This window comes from Methanobacterium congolense, assembly GCF_900095295.1.
In the GTDB taxonomy this organism is placed as follows: Archaea; Methanobacteriota; Methanobacteria; order Methanobacteriales; family Methanobacteriaceae; genus Methanobacterium_C; species Methanobacterium_C congolense.
This window is the reverse complement of record NZ_LT607756.1, coordinates 2151227-2167385: the sequence shown is the minus strand read 5'-3', so window position 1 is coordinate 2167385 and position 16159 is coordinate 2151227. Positions and strand designations below refer to the sequence as shown.

Here is a 16159-nt window from a genome sequence, read left to right as displayed (position 1 = left end):
TAGTTATGTCTCTAGTTTGAGAAGCATAATTTTGGTGTTAAATAATATGGTGCACGATATGTTCTGTTTTAAATTCTGTTTTACATATTTTTAACATAAATCACATTGTTAAAACAGTTTTATGTCCATGGGAGTGGCTTGCACATGGCACGCCTTTCTCAAATGTTTTATTATAATTGTCCAGAAGCTTCATAAGCTGATCTTCATTGATGTCTGAGGGTTCACTAGGATCCATCCAGTGCAGGCATCCACAGCTTTCAAGAAGAACACACTGGGCTGGAATACCTATAGATTCTGATTTCCAGCCTCCAGATATTAGGTTCATGATGCATGCAACACCAATTATTCCCAACTCTTTCCGGTCATTCTGTGTGCTCCGGGATAATGCAGAGGATTCATGGGAAACAACGTAAACCTCAAATCCTTTCATTTCGCCATGTTTCATTAGGGCGTAGACCCTGCAACCTGGATTGCAGCCTGCACACTTCATTCCAAGGTTGGTGTCCGAAGCCACGCACTCAGAATCAGTTAGTGAACGCATGCATCCTGGAAGCAGAAGAGCCTTTCTGGGTCTGCTCTTAAAGGATTCCCTGAATTCTCTGCTCATAACCTCAGCACCAAACATGTTCAGATGGTACTCAGACCTTTTCCTGGTGAATAATATTATATCTTCATTCCAGAGGTGTTTTTCACGGTTCTCATCTATGAAAACTTCGAGGTTGTGTGTGTACTTGCCGAGTGCATCGGTACTGACATCTTCAAACCAGTCTGCAAACATGAAAATATTGGTAAGGTGTGAAGAGGATCTTTGAGGACTTAAACTGCCTAAAAAATCACCCCAGTTTCTTAGATGTTTCAATTCCTCCTGAAATTCTCCTGTTGCTTCAAGCCATTTGAACAGTTTATCAAGATTTTCCACAGTCAGTTCAGGAATTTCTTCGGAGTCAGGATCCTCAGGAAGCAGAACAGAAGTTGCAAGGACACCCCTTAGGGGATCTACAATGGGTTTCAGGTTCTCATTCTCACTTCTCTTCCTTGAAAGATCTGCAAGGAGTTTCTGGGACTCCGGGTCCAGTTTAAGTGCTCTTTTAATGTAATTCATCCATAAAATGCCTATCATGAGGGCTTCAAAGACCATCATATTTTTGGAAAATAATTTTTCTACATCTTTTGATTCAAAATCCTCAAAATCCTCAATAACATCATTTATATGAAATTCTGATTCAGATAAGACTTGATCCGTGAAGTTTGAAACATCCTTGTAGTATCCATTGGAATTGTTGGATCCATTTTTGAGTGAATAAGGAGTGCTGGTCTTCATTTTTCTACCTCAAGAGTTATAGAAGATAAAAGAAAATCTATATGTTCCATTAACCTGTCTTTTGCAGTATCAATAAAGGATTCCTCTGTATCGGGGTACCTTAAAACGAAGTGTTCAAAGAAGAGGTATACTCCAAAGAAGAAGTACTCCCTTGCAAGAATTTTTGGATCAAAGGGTTTTATTAGTTTGTTTTCGATCAACTGGGTGAAAATTGACTCCCAGAACTTCAAAGGTTCTTCAAGCATACTTTCAAGGAATATATGTCTTATATTCTCATTTTGGTACATCTCTATGGATATTATCCTCCAGATCTTGTTCATGGTTGGGGTGTTGATCTGGTCCATGTACATGGATGCACCACATTTTAGGAATGCTTCAGGGCTCTGGGTGAGCAGATCTACTCCCACATCTTCTTGGGGGCCTGAAGATCCCATAATCTCCATGAAGTACTCTATTATGGTGTCCAGTATTGCATCCTTGTTTTTGTAGTGGTTGTAAATTGAACTTTCTCTTATACCCACTTCACGTGCTATTTCCCTGATTGAAACTGCATTGAAGCCTTTTTCTGAGAAAAGGTCTATGGATACTTGGAATATTTTATCTTTGGTTGATACTTTGCCTTCTTCATTTGGTGTTTTGTTCATAACCATCAACTTTACTAACTAACGTTTGTTAGTTTAAACTTCGCTGACCCCATATATAAAACTAACGTTCGTTAGCATAATCTTGTTAAATTTCAAAAAACAGATCAAAGGATCATGAAGATGAGAAGAAGTGACAGGGAAATAACCGACCCTGAGGAAATCTCAGAAATACTGGAAAAGGCCCAGGTATGCAGGGTAGCGTTAGCTTGCAATAATGAGCCTTACATAGTTCCAATGAACTTTGGATTTAAGGACAAACACCTTTACCTCCATTCTGCACCCGAGGGAAGGAAGATCAGCATTCTTCACAGGAACAACAGGGTATGTTTCGAGGTGGACATTGAAACGGAACTTATTAAGTCTGATAAGCCCTGCAACTGGGGTATGGAGTACAGAAGTGTGATTGGATCCGGTGCAGCCGTTTTTATTGAGGATACATCAGAAAAAAAGAGAATTTTAAACATCATAATGAAGAAGTACTCCCATGAAAAGCATCATGAATACGATGAAAACATTTTGAAGAATGTGACAATTATTAAGGTACATATAGAAGAGATTAAGGCCAAGGGACGTATTTGATCAGGTTTATATAAAAAGAGATTCCACTCAATTTTTTTAAAGAAGTTTCTCAAGGATTTATTATCTAGTTCAGTTAAAATGATAGATGAAAAACAACGGAAATAACAAGAAATACCGAAGATAAAAAATAGATTTAAACTTTGATTGAGATTATTTTGTTTTATAAGGGGTAACAATGAAGGAAATTGCAATAAACATAAGGGCCCAGAACAAACCGGGAGTTTTAAGGGATATAACTGATATGATGGCACGTTGCGGAGTTAACATCACCTACACATATCTGTTCATGGAAGATCCGAACTCTGCATCCATATACATGGAACTGGAAGACGTTAAAAACGCTGAGAAGTTTGTTGGGCAGATAAAGAACTTCAGAGAAGTGATATCTGTGGACATGCACCGTTCAATGGGTGAAATCTACGGTAAAAGAATCATAATAATCGGTGGAGGGGCACAGGTTGCCCAAGTTGCATTGGGTGCCATAACTGAGGCAGACAGGCACAACATTCGTGGTGAAAGGATAAGTATTGATACTATACCTCTTGTAGGTGAAAAAGAACTTGCAGAAGCAGTTTCAGCAGTTGGAAGGCTTCCAAGGGTGGGAGCGCTGGTGCTTGCAGGATCCCTTATGGGCGGCAAAATATCAGATTCCATAGAAAAAATAAAAAAAGAACACGATGTGGTGGTTATAAGTCTCAACATGCCTGGAAGTGTAGCAAGCAAGGCAGATTTGGTTGTAACGGACCCTGTTCAGGCAGGGGTCATGGCTGTAATGGCCATAGCTGACACTGCAGTCTTTGATATAAAGCGACTTCGGGACATGAAATTTTAAAAGGGAGTTCTTTAAAAGGAAGTTCCATAGTTTCAACTACTACGGACTTTTTTAAATTTTTTTCAGGATATGAACCTTCAAAAACTTAAAATTTATCCAATGACTCTTATAAGGCGTTCAGCAGCATTTTTAACTTCTACGTCCTTTACTTTACCACTTTTAGCTACTTTCATAGCCATTTCAAGGATCTTCGGCACGTCTGCTGGTGCAATATTCTGGGCCATCTCAAGGTAATTCTGCTCAGGCTCTTCTGGAATTTCCTTCTTTTTCTCCTCAAAGGTTTCCAGCATAACCTGACATGCGCCCATAACTTCAGGTTTGTCCGCCATTTCCTTACATTTTTCCAGTAGTTCCTGGGATTTTTTATCGAGTTCCATAAAAACACCATTTATTATTATGATTTACACAGAACTTATAATTTTTCATAATAAAAGAAAACTTTAATTCAATTCAATTGGAGTATGGACTTCTTAAAATAAATAATCCTTAAAAATAATAATTTTAAGCATGTATTTTAAAATTTGTACTTCAAATTTGTCTTCAGTACTGGAATGCATAAAAAAAACCCTGTAATTAGAAAAATTGAAAAGTTTAAAAGTAAAATTTAAAGGGAGTTTAACTCATTTCAATAGCTCTTATAAGCACACTTGCTGCATTTTTAAGTTCAGTGTCTTTTATATCTCCACTTTCCCTTACTTTAAGGGCTATTTGGAGTACTTTGGACACATCCTTTGGCTTCAAGTTTTCAGCCATCTGAAGATAGGTTTGATCCATATCTTCCTTGACTTCAACCTTTTTCTGGTCCATAAGTTCTAATAATACTCTGCATGAACCCATGACGCTAGAATCATCCATTTTTTCACATTTTTCCATCAGTTCTTTGGCCTTTTTATCCATGGTATCACCACCTATATTATGATGATACTAGAATTTATAATTTGGCTTATATCTGTGGGGTAAATGGGAAGTCCCACAACAAGAGTCAAATTGGGTTACAGTTACTTTAAAACCAAAATGAGTAATCCTACGATCTTTAATTTTTTAAATAATATAAAGGGTTTTTAAAAATATGAATGGGATCTAATCCTTATTGGCTACTGTTTTTTATTTATCAAAATCTCCAGAAACTCTTTTTAACCTTTCAACAATTTTTTTAGCTATTTTAAAAGTAATTTCCAAATTCTAAAGACCCAATCCAACAACAAAAATTTTATTATTAGCTGTGTTTATATTAATAAATCATTGGAACTGTTGGTCGCTTAGAAAACGTGAATTTTTTTTATGTTATTCAAAATTCACAGGATTTGGGTTAAAATGGTTAAAAAAACTCTTAAAGATACCAATCCACGAATCACAGCAACTAAAATAACTGCTATTTATCTAATTTTGAGTTTAATATGGATAATATTCTCAGACATGTTCCTGGGGACTTTATACAAAAATTCAGAAATGTTAACATGGATGCAGAGTCTCAAGGGGATTTTTTTTGTTGTAATAACTGCCTTTGTTATTTACATTCTTGTGTATCGGGATATCAAATCCTTGAAACTTTCAGAAGATGCCCTAATCCGAAGTGAGAAAAATTACAGGCACCTGGTTGAGAATGCTCAGGAAGGTATATGGAACGTTGATCCATTGGGTAAAACCATCTTCGTCAATGGTAGAATGGCTGAGATGTTGGGTTATACAATCGATGAAATGATGGGAGCTTCAATATTCTCTTTTTTAGATGATGATGGCATTTCAACTGCTAAAAAGCATATGGATCTCCTTGAACAGGGTAAAACTGAACAGCACGGTCTCGAGTTCATCAGGAAGAACGGGGATAAAATTTATGGTCTGGTTGAAACATCACCTCTTAGGGATGATATGGGAAATTATAAAGGAATTAATGGATTTATTACAGATATAACTGGGCGTAAAAAGGCTGAACTAAGGGCAAACTACTTCAACAGACTTTATGCGTTTTTGAGTCAGGTAAATCAGTCCATTGTACGTATAAAAGATAAAAATGAACTTTTCAGGGCCATATGTCAAACTGCAGTGGATTTTGGAAACTTTAGGATGGCTTGGATAGGTTTGATTGATGAAGATACAGGGTGGATACATGCAGAAGAATGGGCTGGACATGAGGAAGGATTTCTTCAGCACGTTAAAATAAATGTAAAACGTAAAATCAATTTACAGGGCCCCATTGGAACTTCAATAGGAAATGGGAAGCTTTCAACCAGATCGAACATTCAAACCCTCAATTCTCTCCCATGGGATGAAGAATCATTTAAAAGGGGTTACAGATCATCTGCAGCACTTCCACTCTTTGAGAGGTGTAAACCAGTGGGGGTGCTGGTTTTATATGCATCAGAGGTTGATTTTTTTTCAGAGGATGAAAAAGCACTTCTTGAGGAAATTGGCGGGGACATATCCTTTGCACTTGATGCCATTGCATCAGAAAAGGAACGTGAAATCGCAGAAAATAATTTAAAGAGGAGTGAGGAGAAATACAGAACACTTTATGCCTCAATGAACGAGGGACTGGCTGTTCACAGGGTTCTTTACACTGAAACTGGAGAAGCTGAGGATTATGTTGTTATGGATGTTAATCCTGCCTATGAAAAACTATTGAACCTAATCCGTAAGGATATAATTGGAAAAAAAGCTACAGAGGTTTATAAAACCAAGGAAGCTCCTTACCTTGAAATATACGCAGGTGTGGCAGATGATGGGGAACCCCAGAGTTTCGAAAGCTACTTCGAACCCATGAACAAATATTTTCGCATATCAGTTTTTTCACCTAAGAAAGGGGAATTTGCAACGGTATTTGAGGATATTACCCTTAAAAAGAGGGCTGAAGAAGAGATCAAAAAGCTCAATGAAGAACTGGAGTTCAGGGTTCGTAAGCGTACTGCTGAGCTCGAAGCTGCAAACCATGACATGGAATCATTTTCATATTCAGTTTCCCATGATTTAAGAGCGCCGCTACGTGTTATACGCAGTTTTTCCAGTATATTGGCCCGAAAATATGTGGATAATCTGGATGATGATGGAATCCATTACTTGCACAACATAGTGGACGCAACAGAGCGTATGGGCACTTTAATAGATGATATACTGCTTTACTCACGAACAGGACGCAAATCAGTTCAAAAAAAACCAATATCAATTAGAAACGTACTTGAAGAAGTTTTAGATGATTTAAATGAGAACATAAAGGCAAAAAATGCGGTTGTAAATATTCCCAATGATCTGCCAACTATAACTTCAGATAGAACCCTTTTGAATCAAATATTCATCAACATCATTGGAAATGCATTGACATATCAGGAACCTGATAAAAAACCAGAAATAGATATTTTCTGGCAAAAAAACGAAGACACTATAAAGATTTGCATGAGAGACAATGGAATAGGTATTCCTGAAAAGTATCATGGTCATGTTTTCAAAATATTTCAGCGCCTTCACGGTGAATCTACATATTCAGGAACAGGTATAGGGCTGGCGATTGCAAGAAAAGCTGCTGAACTGATGGAAGGATCCCTATGGATAGAATCGTCCCAAAAAGGCCAGGGAACAACCTTTTGTCTCGAACTTCCATTGAAATAATGAAGATCTTAAATTGACACTTAATTGTGCATGAAGGAGGAGTTAACATGGAAAATTGTGGAGATGAAGATAAAGCATTTGAAGCAGAGTTAAAGGGTAAGATGGGATGGAAATGTGCGTGTTCCCTTGATATTGTGGATAAAAAATCATCCCTCAGAAGGGTAACATGCAGGGGATGTGGAAAAACCTTCAAAACAGATAGGGACACAGAACTGTGCTTTGACTGTGAGAAGAAATTAAAATGAAGTCACTCGGGATCAGCTCAACTGGATTTTCATTTTTTGACGATCTTCAGTAACGATCCTTTAAAAAATATTCCTGGATCCGGATGTAAGTTCCAGGATGTAATTCGCACTAAAAAGAATAAAAAAAAGCATTGAATTAAAAGAGGTGATAATATGGCACCACACTGTGATACAATGGATGGCCCTGTTGTTAAAGCTGCTGAACTGGCCATTGAAATGGAAAATATAAATTACATACTGCCCTTCGTGGCACTGGAGTATGATGAAGAGTTGAGAAAGGCATTCAGAAAAACTTTAAGGGTTAGGGAAGAAAGTGCAGATGCAGCTGAACTTGCAGATCGCTGGTTCTTTGAAACGGCTGTAAGACTACATAGAATGGGTGAGGGCAAACCCTACACAGGACTCAAACCAGCTGGGCTTGACTGGGGGCCTGTTGTTCCCAGGGCAGAAAATGCACTAAAGACAGGAGATCTGGACGACCTCAAAAATTTCGTACTCAAAGCAGTTTCTGAAGCTTTAGAATGGCGTTTCAAATCTGCAGTGTCCCAGAAGGATTACAAGTTGAATGATGTGGATGCTGCAAGGGCCTATGTGAATGCAATGCTGAACTTCGTACTATTCTCAAACGAACTCTACATATACGTTGAAGGAGTAAGTGAAGAGGAAGAGGATGTTGAGTAATTTGAGAAAATGAAAATAAATGCTGTGCTCTACAAACTTGATTATACAGTTACAATTATGTAAATAAAGAGGTGTTTAAATGACAGATGAACTTAAGGCAAAAACTTTGAAAGTTGAAGATTTGATAGAATATCAGGAAGGCTCTGTTGTAAGCAGGGAAATCATAAGGAAGGACACTGGAACAGTAACCATATTTGCATTTGATAAGGGTGAAGGATTGAGCGAACACACAGCACCCTTTGATGCAATGGTTCAGATCATTGATGGAAAAGCTGAGATAACAATTTCAGGCAATAAAAACGTGCTGGAGAAGGGGGACATGATCATAATGCCTGCAAATGATCCCCACGCTCTAAAAGCTCTTGAAAGATATAAAATGGTCCTGACAATGATACGCTCATGATCCATCTTCTTCAATTAGTTGAGTACTCACAGATTTCAGAGTACTCACATTTACTACATTTTTTAGGATTTTGAACCATTTCAGGAACTACACCCTCATGGAACATCATCCTCATCTCCTCTAGAACATTCAAAACTTCCTCTCGCAGGTTAACCTCCATGAAGACAGGCCTTCGCTGACAGGAACCCATGTAATCAATGAAACCTACTGAGACCTCTCTGTTGAATTCTTCCTCCATTAAAAGGGCGTAAGCTGCTATTTGGAGTGAATCAGACTTCCAAACTCCTTTAACTGGGGGTAAACCACTTTTAACCTCAACTGGATAGTAGTAACCATCCATTATTTCAATGCGATCGATCTTTCCCCGTAAATTCAGTTCGTTATTTTCTATTGTAAATTCAAGGAGTACCGGTGGAAAGAACATATCTGCAATATCTGAACCTGATTTAGGCCTGTTTGAAATTATCTTCCAGACTTTAACTGCCATCAACCATGATTCAACTTCGAAATCATCTTTAAGTTTTCTTGAAATGGTTTCAGCACTTTTAGGATCCATACTCTCCTTTTCACAGTACTTGAGCAAGGTTTTATCCACAAATTCTGCTACATCCTCCATAAGAATTTCAAATATGGTTTTAGCGTTCATTTCTTCATTGATGGACCATAAGTTTCGCTTCAGAAGCTCTTCAAACCCCCTTCTCACTTCATGTACCATTCTGCCCCTTAGCATTGCAGGGGTCTGAATGTTATGACCTTCACTTTGCCTTAGATAAACTTTCAAGGGGCAGTAAACATACTCTGAGATTGAAGACACATTCAACATCATTTTTTAACACCAACCAATTTTACAAGCAGTTTTCTATTCATTCGATTTTTTGATTCTCCATATGAATATTAATAATTATAATATTATTATTATTTTATATAAATTTTGCAGGATATTTTTTGCAGGGTTCATAGAAGTTGCAGGGTGCATGAAAAAAATTTGAAAAAAAGAGTAGCTTCATGGAGGGCTATCCTCAAAGAATAAAAAGAATAAAAAGTTTGTTTTAAAGTTTTTTTTTTAACTATGGAATTTTATAAAAGCCTTATAAACATAGGTTCCGATTCAACAAACTTCAACTGGCTGATCTTTTCTGCTGCGGTGGTCATGTTCCTCTCAAGGGCTGTGTGGGTCACGATGAAGATCTGAACCTCACCTTTGTTGGTTGTTGGTTTCTGATTGACAGATTCAAGGCTTATATCGTAGTCACGGAATATTCCCGCGATTTCATGGAGGACTCCAGCTTTGTCTTCAGTTGTGAGTCTGATGTAGTACTTGGTTTCAACGTCTGACATTTCCTTAACACTCTGAACCCTGGTGTTCTTTGGCCCGTATGCAACTGGTTTTGTCATGTTTTGAATTATGTCTATGCAGTCACCTACAACTGCACTTGCAGTGGGCATCATACCTGCACCCTGTCCGTACATCATCACAGGCCCAACAACGTCACCAATCAGGTATGCACCGTTGAAAACACCGTTAACAGATGATAAGAGATGCTCCTCAGGCACGAGGGTTGGATGAACACGGACCTCCAGCTCACCATCAACGAGTTTGGATATTGCAAGGAGTTTGATACAGCATCCCATTTCATCCCGTGCAAAGGCTATGTCATCAGGGGTTACACGGGTTATTCCCTCAACATGGAAACGTTCCTGTTTAACGTAAACTCCAAAGCCAAGTATGGTTAAGATGATGAGCTTTTGGGCAGTGTCATGACCCTCAATATCGAAGGTTGGATCAGCCTCTGCGTATCCCTTCTCCTGAGCCTCCTTCAGAACATCACCAAATTCACGTCCCTCTTCAGTCATCTTGGTCAGTATGTAGTTGGCTGTACCATTTATTATCCCGTATACTGATTCTATGTTGTTGGATGCCAGGCCCTCGTTGAGCGGCTGGAGCAGAGGTATACCTCCACCCACACTCGCCTCAAAACAGACCCTGACGTTGTTTTTCTTGGCAGTTGAGATCACTTCCTCCCAGTGCTTTGCAAGCAAGGCTTTGTTGGCAGTTACCACGTGCTTACCATTTTCAAGGGCCTGAAGAATGAACTTGAGTGCAGGTTGGTAACCTCCCATGAGCTCTATGACTATGTCTATCTCAGGATCGTTGAAAATATCGTTGACATCGGTTGAAAGGGCTTCAGGATCCACTTCAACGCCCCTGTCAGTTGTTACGTCCAGATCAACGATCCTCTTGAGCTTGACCTTCTTACCCACCTTGTCTTCTATGAGGGGGGTGTTCATGTTGAAGGTTTCAACAACACCACTTCCAATGGTTCCAAATCCAATAAGTCCAATATTCACAGTATCTTTCATTAAATTTCCTCCAATCCTATTTCATTTTTTTATCCAAAGATTATCTCCAATGATCATTTTTAATATCATGTTCGTTCTTATTTCTTTAAATTCTTTAATCCTACAAATTTTAGTTTAAAACCTTTTTGGCACGTTTTAAATTAATCATTTTAATTAATTAACTGTTGATGACCTTTGATCTCCATTTTATTTCATCAGCACTCATTACTGGATTAAAAACTATACCTTACATCTTATGAATATCTACAATCATAAAACTTCAAATGAATCAGATCAGGGTACAAATTGGAGTTTTTAGGCTTTGTCATGGATATCATAACTTCAGATCCTTCAATTTAATGTACTCCCCAATGGACTCCCTTGTTGTTCCCACAACGATTCTGTATCCACTTTTGGGCCCTGTGAATCTTTCAAGTTTTCCCCTGGCAAGAACGCGTTCTCCCTCAACTGCCTGACCTGCGTAGGTGTGTGTGAATGAAGCCACCTCATCCAGGGGCACATCGGGACCCTCCAGAATCTTAACATCTTTTACCTCATAAACAGATGGATTGTCGAAGGCAGCAATGGCATTTTTCACTGTGCACTCCACTTCAAGGGTTCCCATGGGCTCGAAGGTTGTATCTGCGTAGCTTCCATGGATCTCATCCCAGTCACGGGTTGCAAGGATGTCGAATAAGCTGTCGTCAACAACTCCTCTGTTGTGTTTACGGTTCTCGTACCACATGAACTCCTCGTAACTCAGGGAACCATCCTTTATCCTCTTCTCGTAAAGCTTCCTCCAGTAATCAGGACCAATTCCCTTAAGAGCACCATTTTCATCCTTTTTTATCTCTTCAAATGCCTTCATGGCTTTTCTGTGATTCTGAAGTCCGTAAACAACGAAATCAACATCGGACTGGGCAGTTTTGTACAGGCCTGGAAGTGTTGATCCTGATATTCCCATTTTATCGTAGGGAATTCCTGCATGTTCATGGAAGGTATCTGCAACCTTAATGACCTTCTTAAGGAGTTCATCAGGATCTGCCATGTTCATTATTTCCTCAAGGCGTTCTTCAGGGTGTAAAATTGTTTCAACCCTGTCAATGGGCACCCCCATCATCTGAACCTTTGTTATGTCACAGTCGAAGAGGTAATCTGGAAAATTCTGGCTTAAAAATTCGTAGGCTTGTTTTGAATCAACCTTGGAATATCTCTTACCATTCAATGACCGATCCCCATTTGGATCAGGAATATACCTTAAAAATGAGAGTATCCTATCTTCAGGATGGAGGTAAGTCGTTGTTGCAAAGAAAAGATCATCCGTGGTGTGTATAAAATCTCTGGGTCTGGCTCTCATGGATTAATTTAATTGTAGGCAACACTATTAAATATGATAGTTTCAAGACTTAGACCCGGGCAAGACCTTAAAAAAGGTATAGAAAGTATGGTAAAAGAAGGGGATCTAAACTCCGGAGTGCTGCTCTGCATAGTTGGAAGCCTCAATGCAGCAACTTTAAGGATGTCCAATGAAAATAAAAGGGTTTTCAAGGGCCCATTTGAAATAGTCTCTGCTGAGGGAACGTTATCTTCAGAGGGAATCCATGTTCACCTGGCGGTTTCCGACCATGAAGGCATGGTTTTTGGAGGACACCTCCTTGATGGATGTGAGGTACACACAACAGCTGAGATATGTGTTCTGGAAACTCCAAAACCATTGAAAAGAGTTTTTGACCCTGAAACAGGTTACAGAGAACTTTCAGTTGGGTGATTCAATTAGAGCATTCGATCATATAAATTTTAGAATCACGCTCACAACAAATTAAATCAAATTATAATTAATTTTATTAATTTTTATATCAGGTTGAATTATAATTATATATTAAAAGTTTGTTTTTATTCATTAAAATCGTAAAAAATAAGATCATAAAAAATTTGTTTATTATAAAAGCATAGCATTAAAAAATCATGGATAGATGAAGTGATAACATGAAGCACCTGAAACTCCCAGACGGTACGAAATATGATGGAAGCCAGATAGAACCTATGTGGGCATTTAGACAGTTCAAAGTAAAGGATTCAAGTATTGTGAGCTGGACAGGTCCTGTTGAGATTGAGCCAGATAACCTCATTGACTACGAGGATGTGGGTCTGGAGATAAAGGGAGGACTTATGCTCAACTTCATAATAGAACACTTCGACTGTCAACCTGCAGATATGAGGCTCTGCTACCACAGGCAGCGCCTTTTCGTCATGATCGTTAGGGACCTCCTTGAGAAGAGAGGTATAGAAACCCGCCGTGAAGGGGATGACATCTACGTGGGTGATGGGAAGCTCAGTATATCCATAGCAACGGGTTCAATAAGCAGTATGAAGATACACTTCGCCCTCAACATTACAACAGTTGGAACACCTGAAGCAGTTGAAACTGCAGGGCTTCTTGAAGGGGATAATGGTTTGAAGAGGGAGGATGTTCAGGATCTTGCAGATGAAGCCTGTAGTGCCTACATGGATGAAATTTCATCAATAGAATCTGATATAACTAAAACAAGGGTTTTTTAAGTTTTTTTCAGTTCTTATCTTTTACAATACTTTCTTATTTTACAACAATAATGACCATAAAAAAATAAGTCAGAACGACATATATCCAATCGTTGAACTAACTCCAGATCATGGAGTTCATGATCAGCTGATCACAGATAACCTACTAATAAAGATTGATTTTATGAAATAAAACCAGAACAGAGGATTAAAAATGAAAATAGTTATAAATGGGATACATGCTAATTTAAGGTTCTCAGCAGCCCATATGATACCAAAACATGAATCATGTGGTGTTATACATGGCCACTCATACATAGTTGACGTGGTAGTTGAGGGAGAACGATCAGGTGAATTTGGATTCGTTGTTGACTTCAAAAAGGTCAAATCCATAGTCCGGGGCATATGCAAGGAACTGGATCACAAACTTCTAATACCATTAAAAAACCCTGAAATGCAATTTAAAAGTACTGAAGGATCTGTTGAGTTTTCAATAGGTAAAAAGGAATACAAATTGCCTGCTGAGGACTGCTGCCTCCTGGATCTTCCATCAACCTCTGCAGAGGACCTTTCAGAGTACTTCGCTGAGAAACTTTACAGGGAGCTTGAGGCTTTAAATGGAGAAATATCCAGCGTCCAGATATGTGTGAATGAAGGAATAGGTCAAGGCGCCTATTTCACAAAAAATAGGGACTAAAAGGGGTTAAAGCAGGTTTTAAAATGAAATCCCGTATAAGTGAGGTTTTTTCAAGCATTCAGGGCGAAGGGACTCTAATAGGCCGAAGACAGGTTTTTGTAAGGTTCTCCGGATGCAACTTAAGCTGCAACTACTGTGACACCTCAAAAAGCCGAGATCCCATCTATGGTGAGGAAATTTCAACAGAAGAACTATATAAAAAAGTAAACGGATTATTGACTCCGGATTTTCATTCTATATCCTTCACGGGTGGAGAACCCTTGCTACATGCAGATTTTATAAAGGATTTTCTCCAAGAACATGATTTCAAATCTTTAATCGAAACCAATGGTTCGTTGCCTGATGAATTAGCTAAAATAGTTAAATTAATAAACTATGCATCTGTAGATATAAAATTACCAGAACACGAAGCTTCTTCCGACTGGGAGGATCTCCTGGATTCGGAAATAAAATCGATAAAACTATTAAGCCATGAGGGGATAAATACCTACAGCAAAGTTGTTGTGATGCCCTCAACCAGTGTTGATCTGGTGGGATCGATAGCCTCGAGGATAGAATCTGAGGTGGAAGACACCTCAAAACTGTCCATGGTTATTCAACCCGTAAGTCCACTGGATATGTGGGAAGATAGGACATCTGAATTGTTCAAATTCTCTGAAAGGGCAGGAGAACATTTAGATGTGCTAACGATACCTCAAGTTCACAAACTTCTAAAGGTGAGATAGGAGGTTTTAAAATGGAGATGGACAAATTCACAGTACACGATGCAATGACATCACACGTAGTTACAGCGGATCCCAAGACCACAGTTGCTGACGCAGCAGTTTTAATGACCAGATACAAGATAGGCTGCATCATAGTCAAGAGCAACACTGAACCTGAAGGATTGATCACAGAAAGTGATGTAATTGCGAAGGTTGTTTCAAAGGATATCAAGGCCAGTGAAATAACCATCGGTGAAATAATGACCAAAAACCTCATAGTGATCGATCCAGGAAGTGAACTGAATCAAGCCGCAAGGCTCATGGCAAAAAATGATATAAGAAGGCTTCCAGTTGTCAACAAAGGAGTTCTCGTAGGTATTCTGACATCAACGGATGTTGTCATGGTCTCACCTGAACTCACTGAGATACTGGTTGAAAGCGCTAAAATGACAAACCCCGTTGAATACGGAGATGCAGAGAAATCCGTACCTGGAGTATGTGAGGTATGTGGGAATTATATAGAATATCTTGATGAAATTGATGGAAAATTTGTTTGTGAGGAGTGTAAAGAAGAGTTAGAAGGTGAGTAACTTGAGCCAAGTTAAAGATGTTATGACATCGGATCCTGTAACTGTTTCAATAGATGCCCATGCAACAAAGGTAAGATCAATATTTAGAGAAGGATGGTTCCGTTCAGTACCTGTTGTTTCAGGTAACCATCTTGAGGGAATGATAACCCGCGGAGACATGATGAGCATATCTGCAACTAAATCAAATGTGGAAGCCAAGGGAATAATGGGAAAACCCCTGGTTGTTGCAACACCCGAAATGGACATAACCGAACTGAGCCGCGATTTAATAAAATCTAATACTTTACAAGCCCCAGTTATTGAATCAGAGGGAAGTATGCAACTTGTTGGAATTGTAACCGTTGGAGATTTGATCAAAAAATTTCTTTACAATGGTGAGGCTCCCAGGGGCAGCATCAGTGATGTGATTCAGAGGAAGGTTGTCACCTGTAACCACGATGATACCATATCCAATGTTTGGAACCAGATGGATGAAACAGGGTTTTCAGGACTTCCAGTTATGAAGAAGGAAAAGATCATAGGTATAATAACACGTAAAGACATAATAGATTCAGGGCATTTTATGTGGGGTAAATCTGGTGAAACCAGATCCATCCGTGTTGAGAGGGTCATGAAGACACCCCCAATCGTTGCAACACTCGAAACTGGAATCAAGGAAGCAGCAGAGATGATCGTTGAACACGATATAGGTCGCATTCCAATAGTTGAAAATCCAGTGTACGTTAAAAAAGAACCCAAAAGAGCAAAAGAAGCAGATTTAGTTGGCATAGTTTCACGAGAAGATATATTATGCTCATACCTGAACTGATCCTACGTTCACAGCATCCATTTTCACTCCCGAGACGGGATAATGGACCAAAGACAGAATTATTTTTCAGATTACTTTTCAGATTATTTTTTAGATTCCATACCCTAAACAATCATTTCTTTAAATTTTTCTATTCGTTACATTCTTTTCATAGATCTAAGCCTTGTATTAAATGAT

Annotated in this window: 19 protein-coding genes; 12 read left to right on the top strand and 7 right to left on the bottom strand. The window is 38.8% G+C overall.

Annotated elements, in window-relative coordinates; translation table 11 throughout:
• Positions 1–100 precede the first annotated feature (100 nt).
• Both MCBB_RS10320 and MCBB_RS10315 read right to left on the bottom strand, forming a co-directional pair.
• Entirely contained in the window at positions 101–1321 is a 1221-nt protein-coding gene (locus tag MCBB_RS10320) for a DUF116 domain-containing protein (protein ID WP_071907683.1), read from the bottom strand.
• A complete protein-coding gene (locus MCBB_RS10315; RefSeq protein ID WP_071908079.1) occupies positions 1318–1965 on the bottom strand; it encodes a TetR/AcrR family transcriptional regulator in 648 nt (215 codons plus the stop codon). The genes MCBB_RS10320 and MCBB_RS10315 overlap by 4 nt, the downstream gene beginning before the upstream one ends.
• Before the next feature lie 114 nt (positions 1966–2079).
• On the opposite strand from MCBB_RS10315, the gene MCBB_RS10310 reads away from it, so the two are divergent.
• Both MCBB_RS10310 and MCBB_RS10305 read left to right on the top strand, forming a co-directional pair.
• Positions 2080–2544, top strand: coding sequence for a pyridoxamine 5'-phosphate oxidase family protein (locus MCBB_RS10310; RefSeq protein ID WP_231916360.1), 465 nt, complete (start codon positions 2080–2082; stop codon positions 2542–2544).
• Between the two features lie 175 nt (positions 2545–2719).
• Complete coding sequence (locus MCBB_RS10305) at positions 2720–3376, top strand: DUF5612 domain-containing protein (RefSeq protein WP_071907682.1); 657 nt, start codon at positions 2720–2722, stop codon at positions 3374–3376.
• Between the two features lie 92 nt (positions 3377–3468).
• Here the strand turns inward: MCBB_RS10305 and MCBB_RS10300 are convergent, their stop codons facing one another.
• Positions 3469–3753: a hypothetical protein gene (locus MCBB_RS10300; protein ID WP_071907681.1), complete on the bottom strand. Its 285-nt coding sequence runs from the start codon at positions 3751–3753 to the stop codon at positions 3469–3471.
• Positions 3754–3991: 238 nt separating this feature from the next.
• Positions 3992–4273, bottom strand: a complete 282-nt coding sequence (locus MCBB_RS10295) for a hypothetical protein (RefSeq protein ID WP_071907680.1) — start codon at positions 4271–4273, stop codon at positions 3992–3994.
• Between the two features lie 417 nt (positions 4274–4690).
• Between MCBB_RS10295 and MCBB_RS10290 the strand changes: the two genes are divergently transcribed.
• The 4 genes from MCBB_RS10290 to MCBB_RS10275 all read left to right on the top strand — a co-directional run bounded on the left by MCBB_RS10290 (position 4691) and on the right by MCBB_RS10275 (position 8305).
• Positions 4691–6976, top strand: coding sequence for a PAS domain S-box protein (locus MCBB_RS10290; protein ID WP_171899130.1), 2286 nt, complete (start codon positions 4691–4693; stop codon positions 6974–6976).
• Positions 6977–7023: 47 nt separating this feature from the next.
• Entirely contained in the window at positions 7024–7221 is a 198-nt protein-coding gene (locus MCBB_RS10285) for a hypothetical protein (protein ID WP_071907678.1), read from the top strand.
• 153 nt (positions 7222–7374) lie between these two features.
• The gene (locus MCBB_RS10280; protein WP_071907677.1) at positions 7375–7902 is read left to right on the top strand and encodes a DUF6448 family protein; all 528 of its coding nucleotides are present in this window, start codon (positions 7375–7377) and stop codon (positions 7900–7902) included.
• Positions 7903–7981: 79 nt separating this feature from the next.
• Positions 7982–8305: a cupin domain-containing protein gene (locus tag MCBB_RS10275; protein WP_071907676.1), complete on the top strand. Its 324-nt coding sequence runs from the start codon at positions 7982–7984 to the stop codon at positions 8303–8305.
• Positions 8306–8315: 10 nt separating this feature from the next.
• Here MCBB_RS10275 and cas4 read toward each other — a convergent pair whose 3' ends face one another.
• The 3 genes from cas4 to MCBB_RS10260 all read right to left on the bottom strand — a co-directional run bounded on the left by cas4 (position 8316) and on the right by MCBB_RS10260 (position 12002).
• Positions 8316–9128, bottom strand: coding sequence for a CRISPR-associated protein Cas4 (gene cas4 / locus MCBB_RS10270; protein WP_231916359.1), 813 nt, complete (start codon positions 9126–9128; stop codon positions 8316–8318).
• Positions 9129–9382: 254 nt separating this feature from the next.
• Positions 9383–10666, bottom strand: coding sequence for a homoserine dehydrogenase (locus MCBB_RS10265; RefSeq protein WP_071907674.1), 1284 nt, complete (start codon positions 10664–10666; stop codon positions 9383–9385).
• Between the two features lie 313 nt (positions 10667–10979).
• On the bottom strand, positions 10980–12002 hold the full coding sequence (locus MCBB_RS10260) for a DNA polymerase subunit beta (protein WP_071907673.1): 1023 nt from the start codon (positions 12000–12002) through the stop codon (positions 10980–10982).
• Positions 12003–12035: 33 nt separating this feature from the next.
• On the opposite strand from MCBB_RS10260, the gene MCBB_RS10255 reads away from it, so the two are divergent.
• The 6 genes from MCBB_RS10255 (at position 12036) to MCBB_RS10230 (ending at position 15982) form a co-directional block, all read left to right on the top strand.
• Positions 12036–12413, top strand: a complete 378-nt coding sequence (locus MCBB_RS10255) for a PPC domain-containing DNA-binding protein (RefSeq protein ID WP_071907672.1) — start codon at positions 12036–12038, stop codon at positions 12411–12413.
• 218 nt (positions 12414–12631) lie between these two features.
• Entirely contained in the window at positions 12632–13204 is a 573-nt protein-coding gene (locus MCBB_RS10250) for a DUF366 family protein (RefSeq protein WP_071907671.1), read from the top strand.
• Positions 13205–13397: 193 nt separating this feature from the next.
• The gene (locus MCBB_RS10245) at positions 13398–13880 is read left to right on the top strand and encodes a 6-carboxytetrahydropterin synthase (protein ID WP_071907670.1); all 483 of its coding nucleotides are present in this window, start codon (positions 13398–13400) and stop codon (positions 13878–13880) included.
• A 23-nt stretch (positions 13881–13903) separates the two neighbouring features.
• Positions 13904–14605 carry a 7-carboxy-7-deazaguanine synthase QueE gene (locus MCBB_RS10240; RefSeq protein WP_071907669.1) on the top strand — a complete coding sequence of 234 codons (702 nt, stop codon included), beginning with the start codon at positions 13904–13906 and terminating at the stop codon, positions 14603–14605.
• A gap of 11 nt (positions 14606–14616) precedes the next feature.
• Positions 14617–15174 (top strand): CBS domain-containing protein, encoded by a 558-nt coding sequence (locus MCBB_RS10235; RefSeq protein WP_071907668.1) that lies wholly within the window; start codon positions 14617–14619, stop codon positions 15172–15174.
• 1 nt (position 15175) lies between these two features.
• Positions 15176–15982 carry a CBS domain-containing protein gene (locus MCBB_RS10230; RefSeq protein ID WP_071907667.1) on the top strand — a complete coding sequence of 269 codons (807 nt, stop codon included), beginning with the start codon at positions 15176–15178 and terminating at the stop codon, positions 15980–15982.
• The last annotated feature ends 177 nt before the right edge of the window (positions 15983–16159 follow it).

Bases quoted from the DNA above. Each gene is read 5' to 3' on its own strand.
- MCBB_RS10320 (WP_071907683.1), bottom strand. From the start codon at position 1,321: ATGAAGACCAGCACTCCTTATTCACTCAAAAATGGATCCAACAATTCC.
- MCBB_RS10315 (WP_071908079.1), bottom strand. From the start codon at position 1,965: ATGAACAAAACACCAAATGAAGAAGGCAAAGTATCAACCAAAGATAAA.
- MCBB_RS10310 (WP_231916360.1), top strand. From the start codon at position 2,080: ATGAAGATGAGAAGAAGTGACAGGGAAATAACCGACCCTGAGGAAATC.
- MCBB_RS10305 (WP_071907682.1), top strand. From the start codon at position 2,720: ATGAAGGAAATTGCAATAAACATAAGGGCCCAGAACAAACCGGGAGTT.
- MCBB_RS10300 (WP_071907681.1), bottom strand. From the start codon at position 3,753: ATGGAACTCGATAAAAAATCCCAGGAACTACTGGAAAAATGTAAGGAA.
- MCBB_RS10295 (WP_071907680.1), bottom strand. From the start codon at position 4,273: ATGGATAAAAAGGCCAAAGAACTGATGGAAAAATGTGAAAAAATGGAT.
- MCBB_RS10290 (WP_171899130.1), top strand. From the start codon at position 4,691: ATGGTTAAAAAAACTCTTAAAGATACCAATCCACGAATCACAGCAACT.
- MCBB_RS10285 (WP_071907678.1), top strand. From the start codon at position 7,024: ATGGAAAATTGTGGAGATGAAGATAAAGCATTTGAAGCAGAGTTAAAG.
- MCBB_RS10280 (WP_071907677.1), top strand. From the start codon at position 7,375: ATGGCACCACACTGTGATACAATGGATGGCCCTGTTGTTAAAGCTGCT.
- MCBB_RS10275 (WP_071907676.1), top strand. From the start codon at position 7,982: ATGACAGATGAACTTAAGGCAAAAACTTTGAAAGTTGAAGATTTGATA.
- cas4 (WP_231916359.1), bottom strand. From the start codon at position 9,128: ATGTTGAATGTGTCTTCAATCTCAGAGTATGTTTACTGCCCCTTGAAA.
- MCBB_RS10265 (WP_071907674.1), bottom strand. From the start codon at position 10,666: ATGAAAGATACTGTGAATATTGGACTTATTGGATTTGGAACCATTGGA.
- MCBB_RS10260 (WP_071907673.1), bottom strand. From the start codon at position 12,002: ATGAGAGCCAGACCCAGAGATTTTATACACACCACGGATGATCTTTTC.
- MCBB_RS10255 (WP_071907672.1), top strand. From the start codon at position 12,036: ATGATAGTTTCAAGACTTAGACCCGGGCAAGACCTTAAAAAAGGTATA.
- MCBB_RS10250 (WP_071907671.1), top strand. From the start codon at position 12,632: ATGAAGCACCTGAAACTCCCAGACGGTACGAAATATGATGGAAGCCAG.
- MCBB_RS10245 (WP_071907670.1), top strand. From the start codon at position 13,398: ATGAAAATAGTTATAAATGGGATACATGCTAATTTAAGGTTCTCAGCA.
- MCBB_RS10240 (WP_071907669.1), top strand. From the start codon at position 13,904: ATGAAATCCCGTATAAGTGAGGTTTTTTCAAGCATTCAGGGCGAAGGG.
- MCBB_RS10235 (WP_071907668.1), top strand. From the start codon at position 14,617: ATGGAGATGGACAAATTCACAGTACACGATGCAATGACATCACACGTA.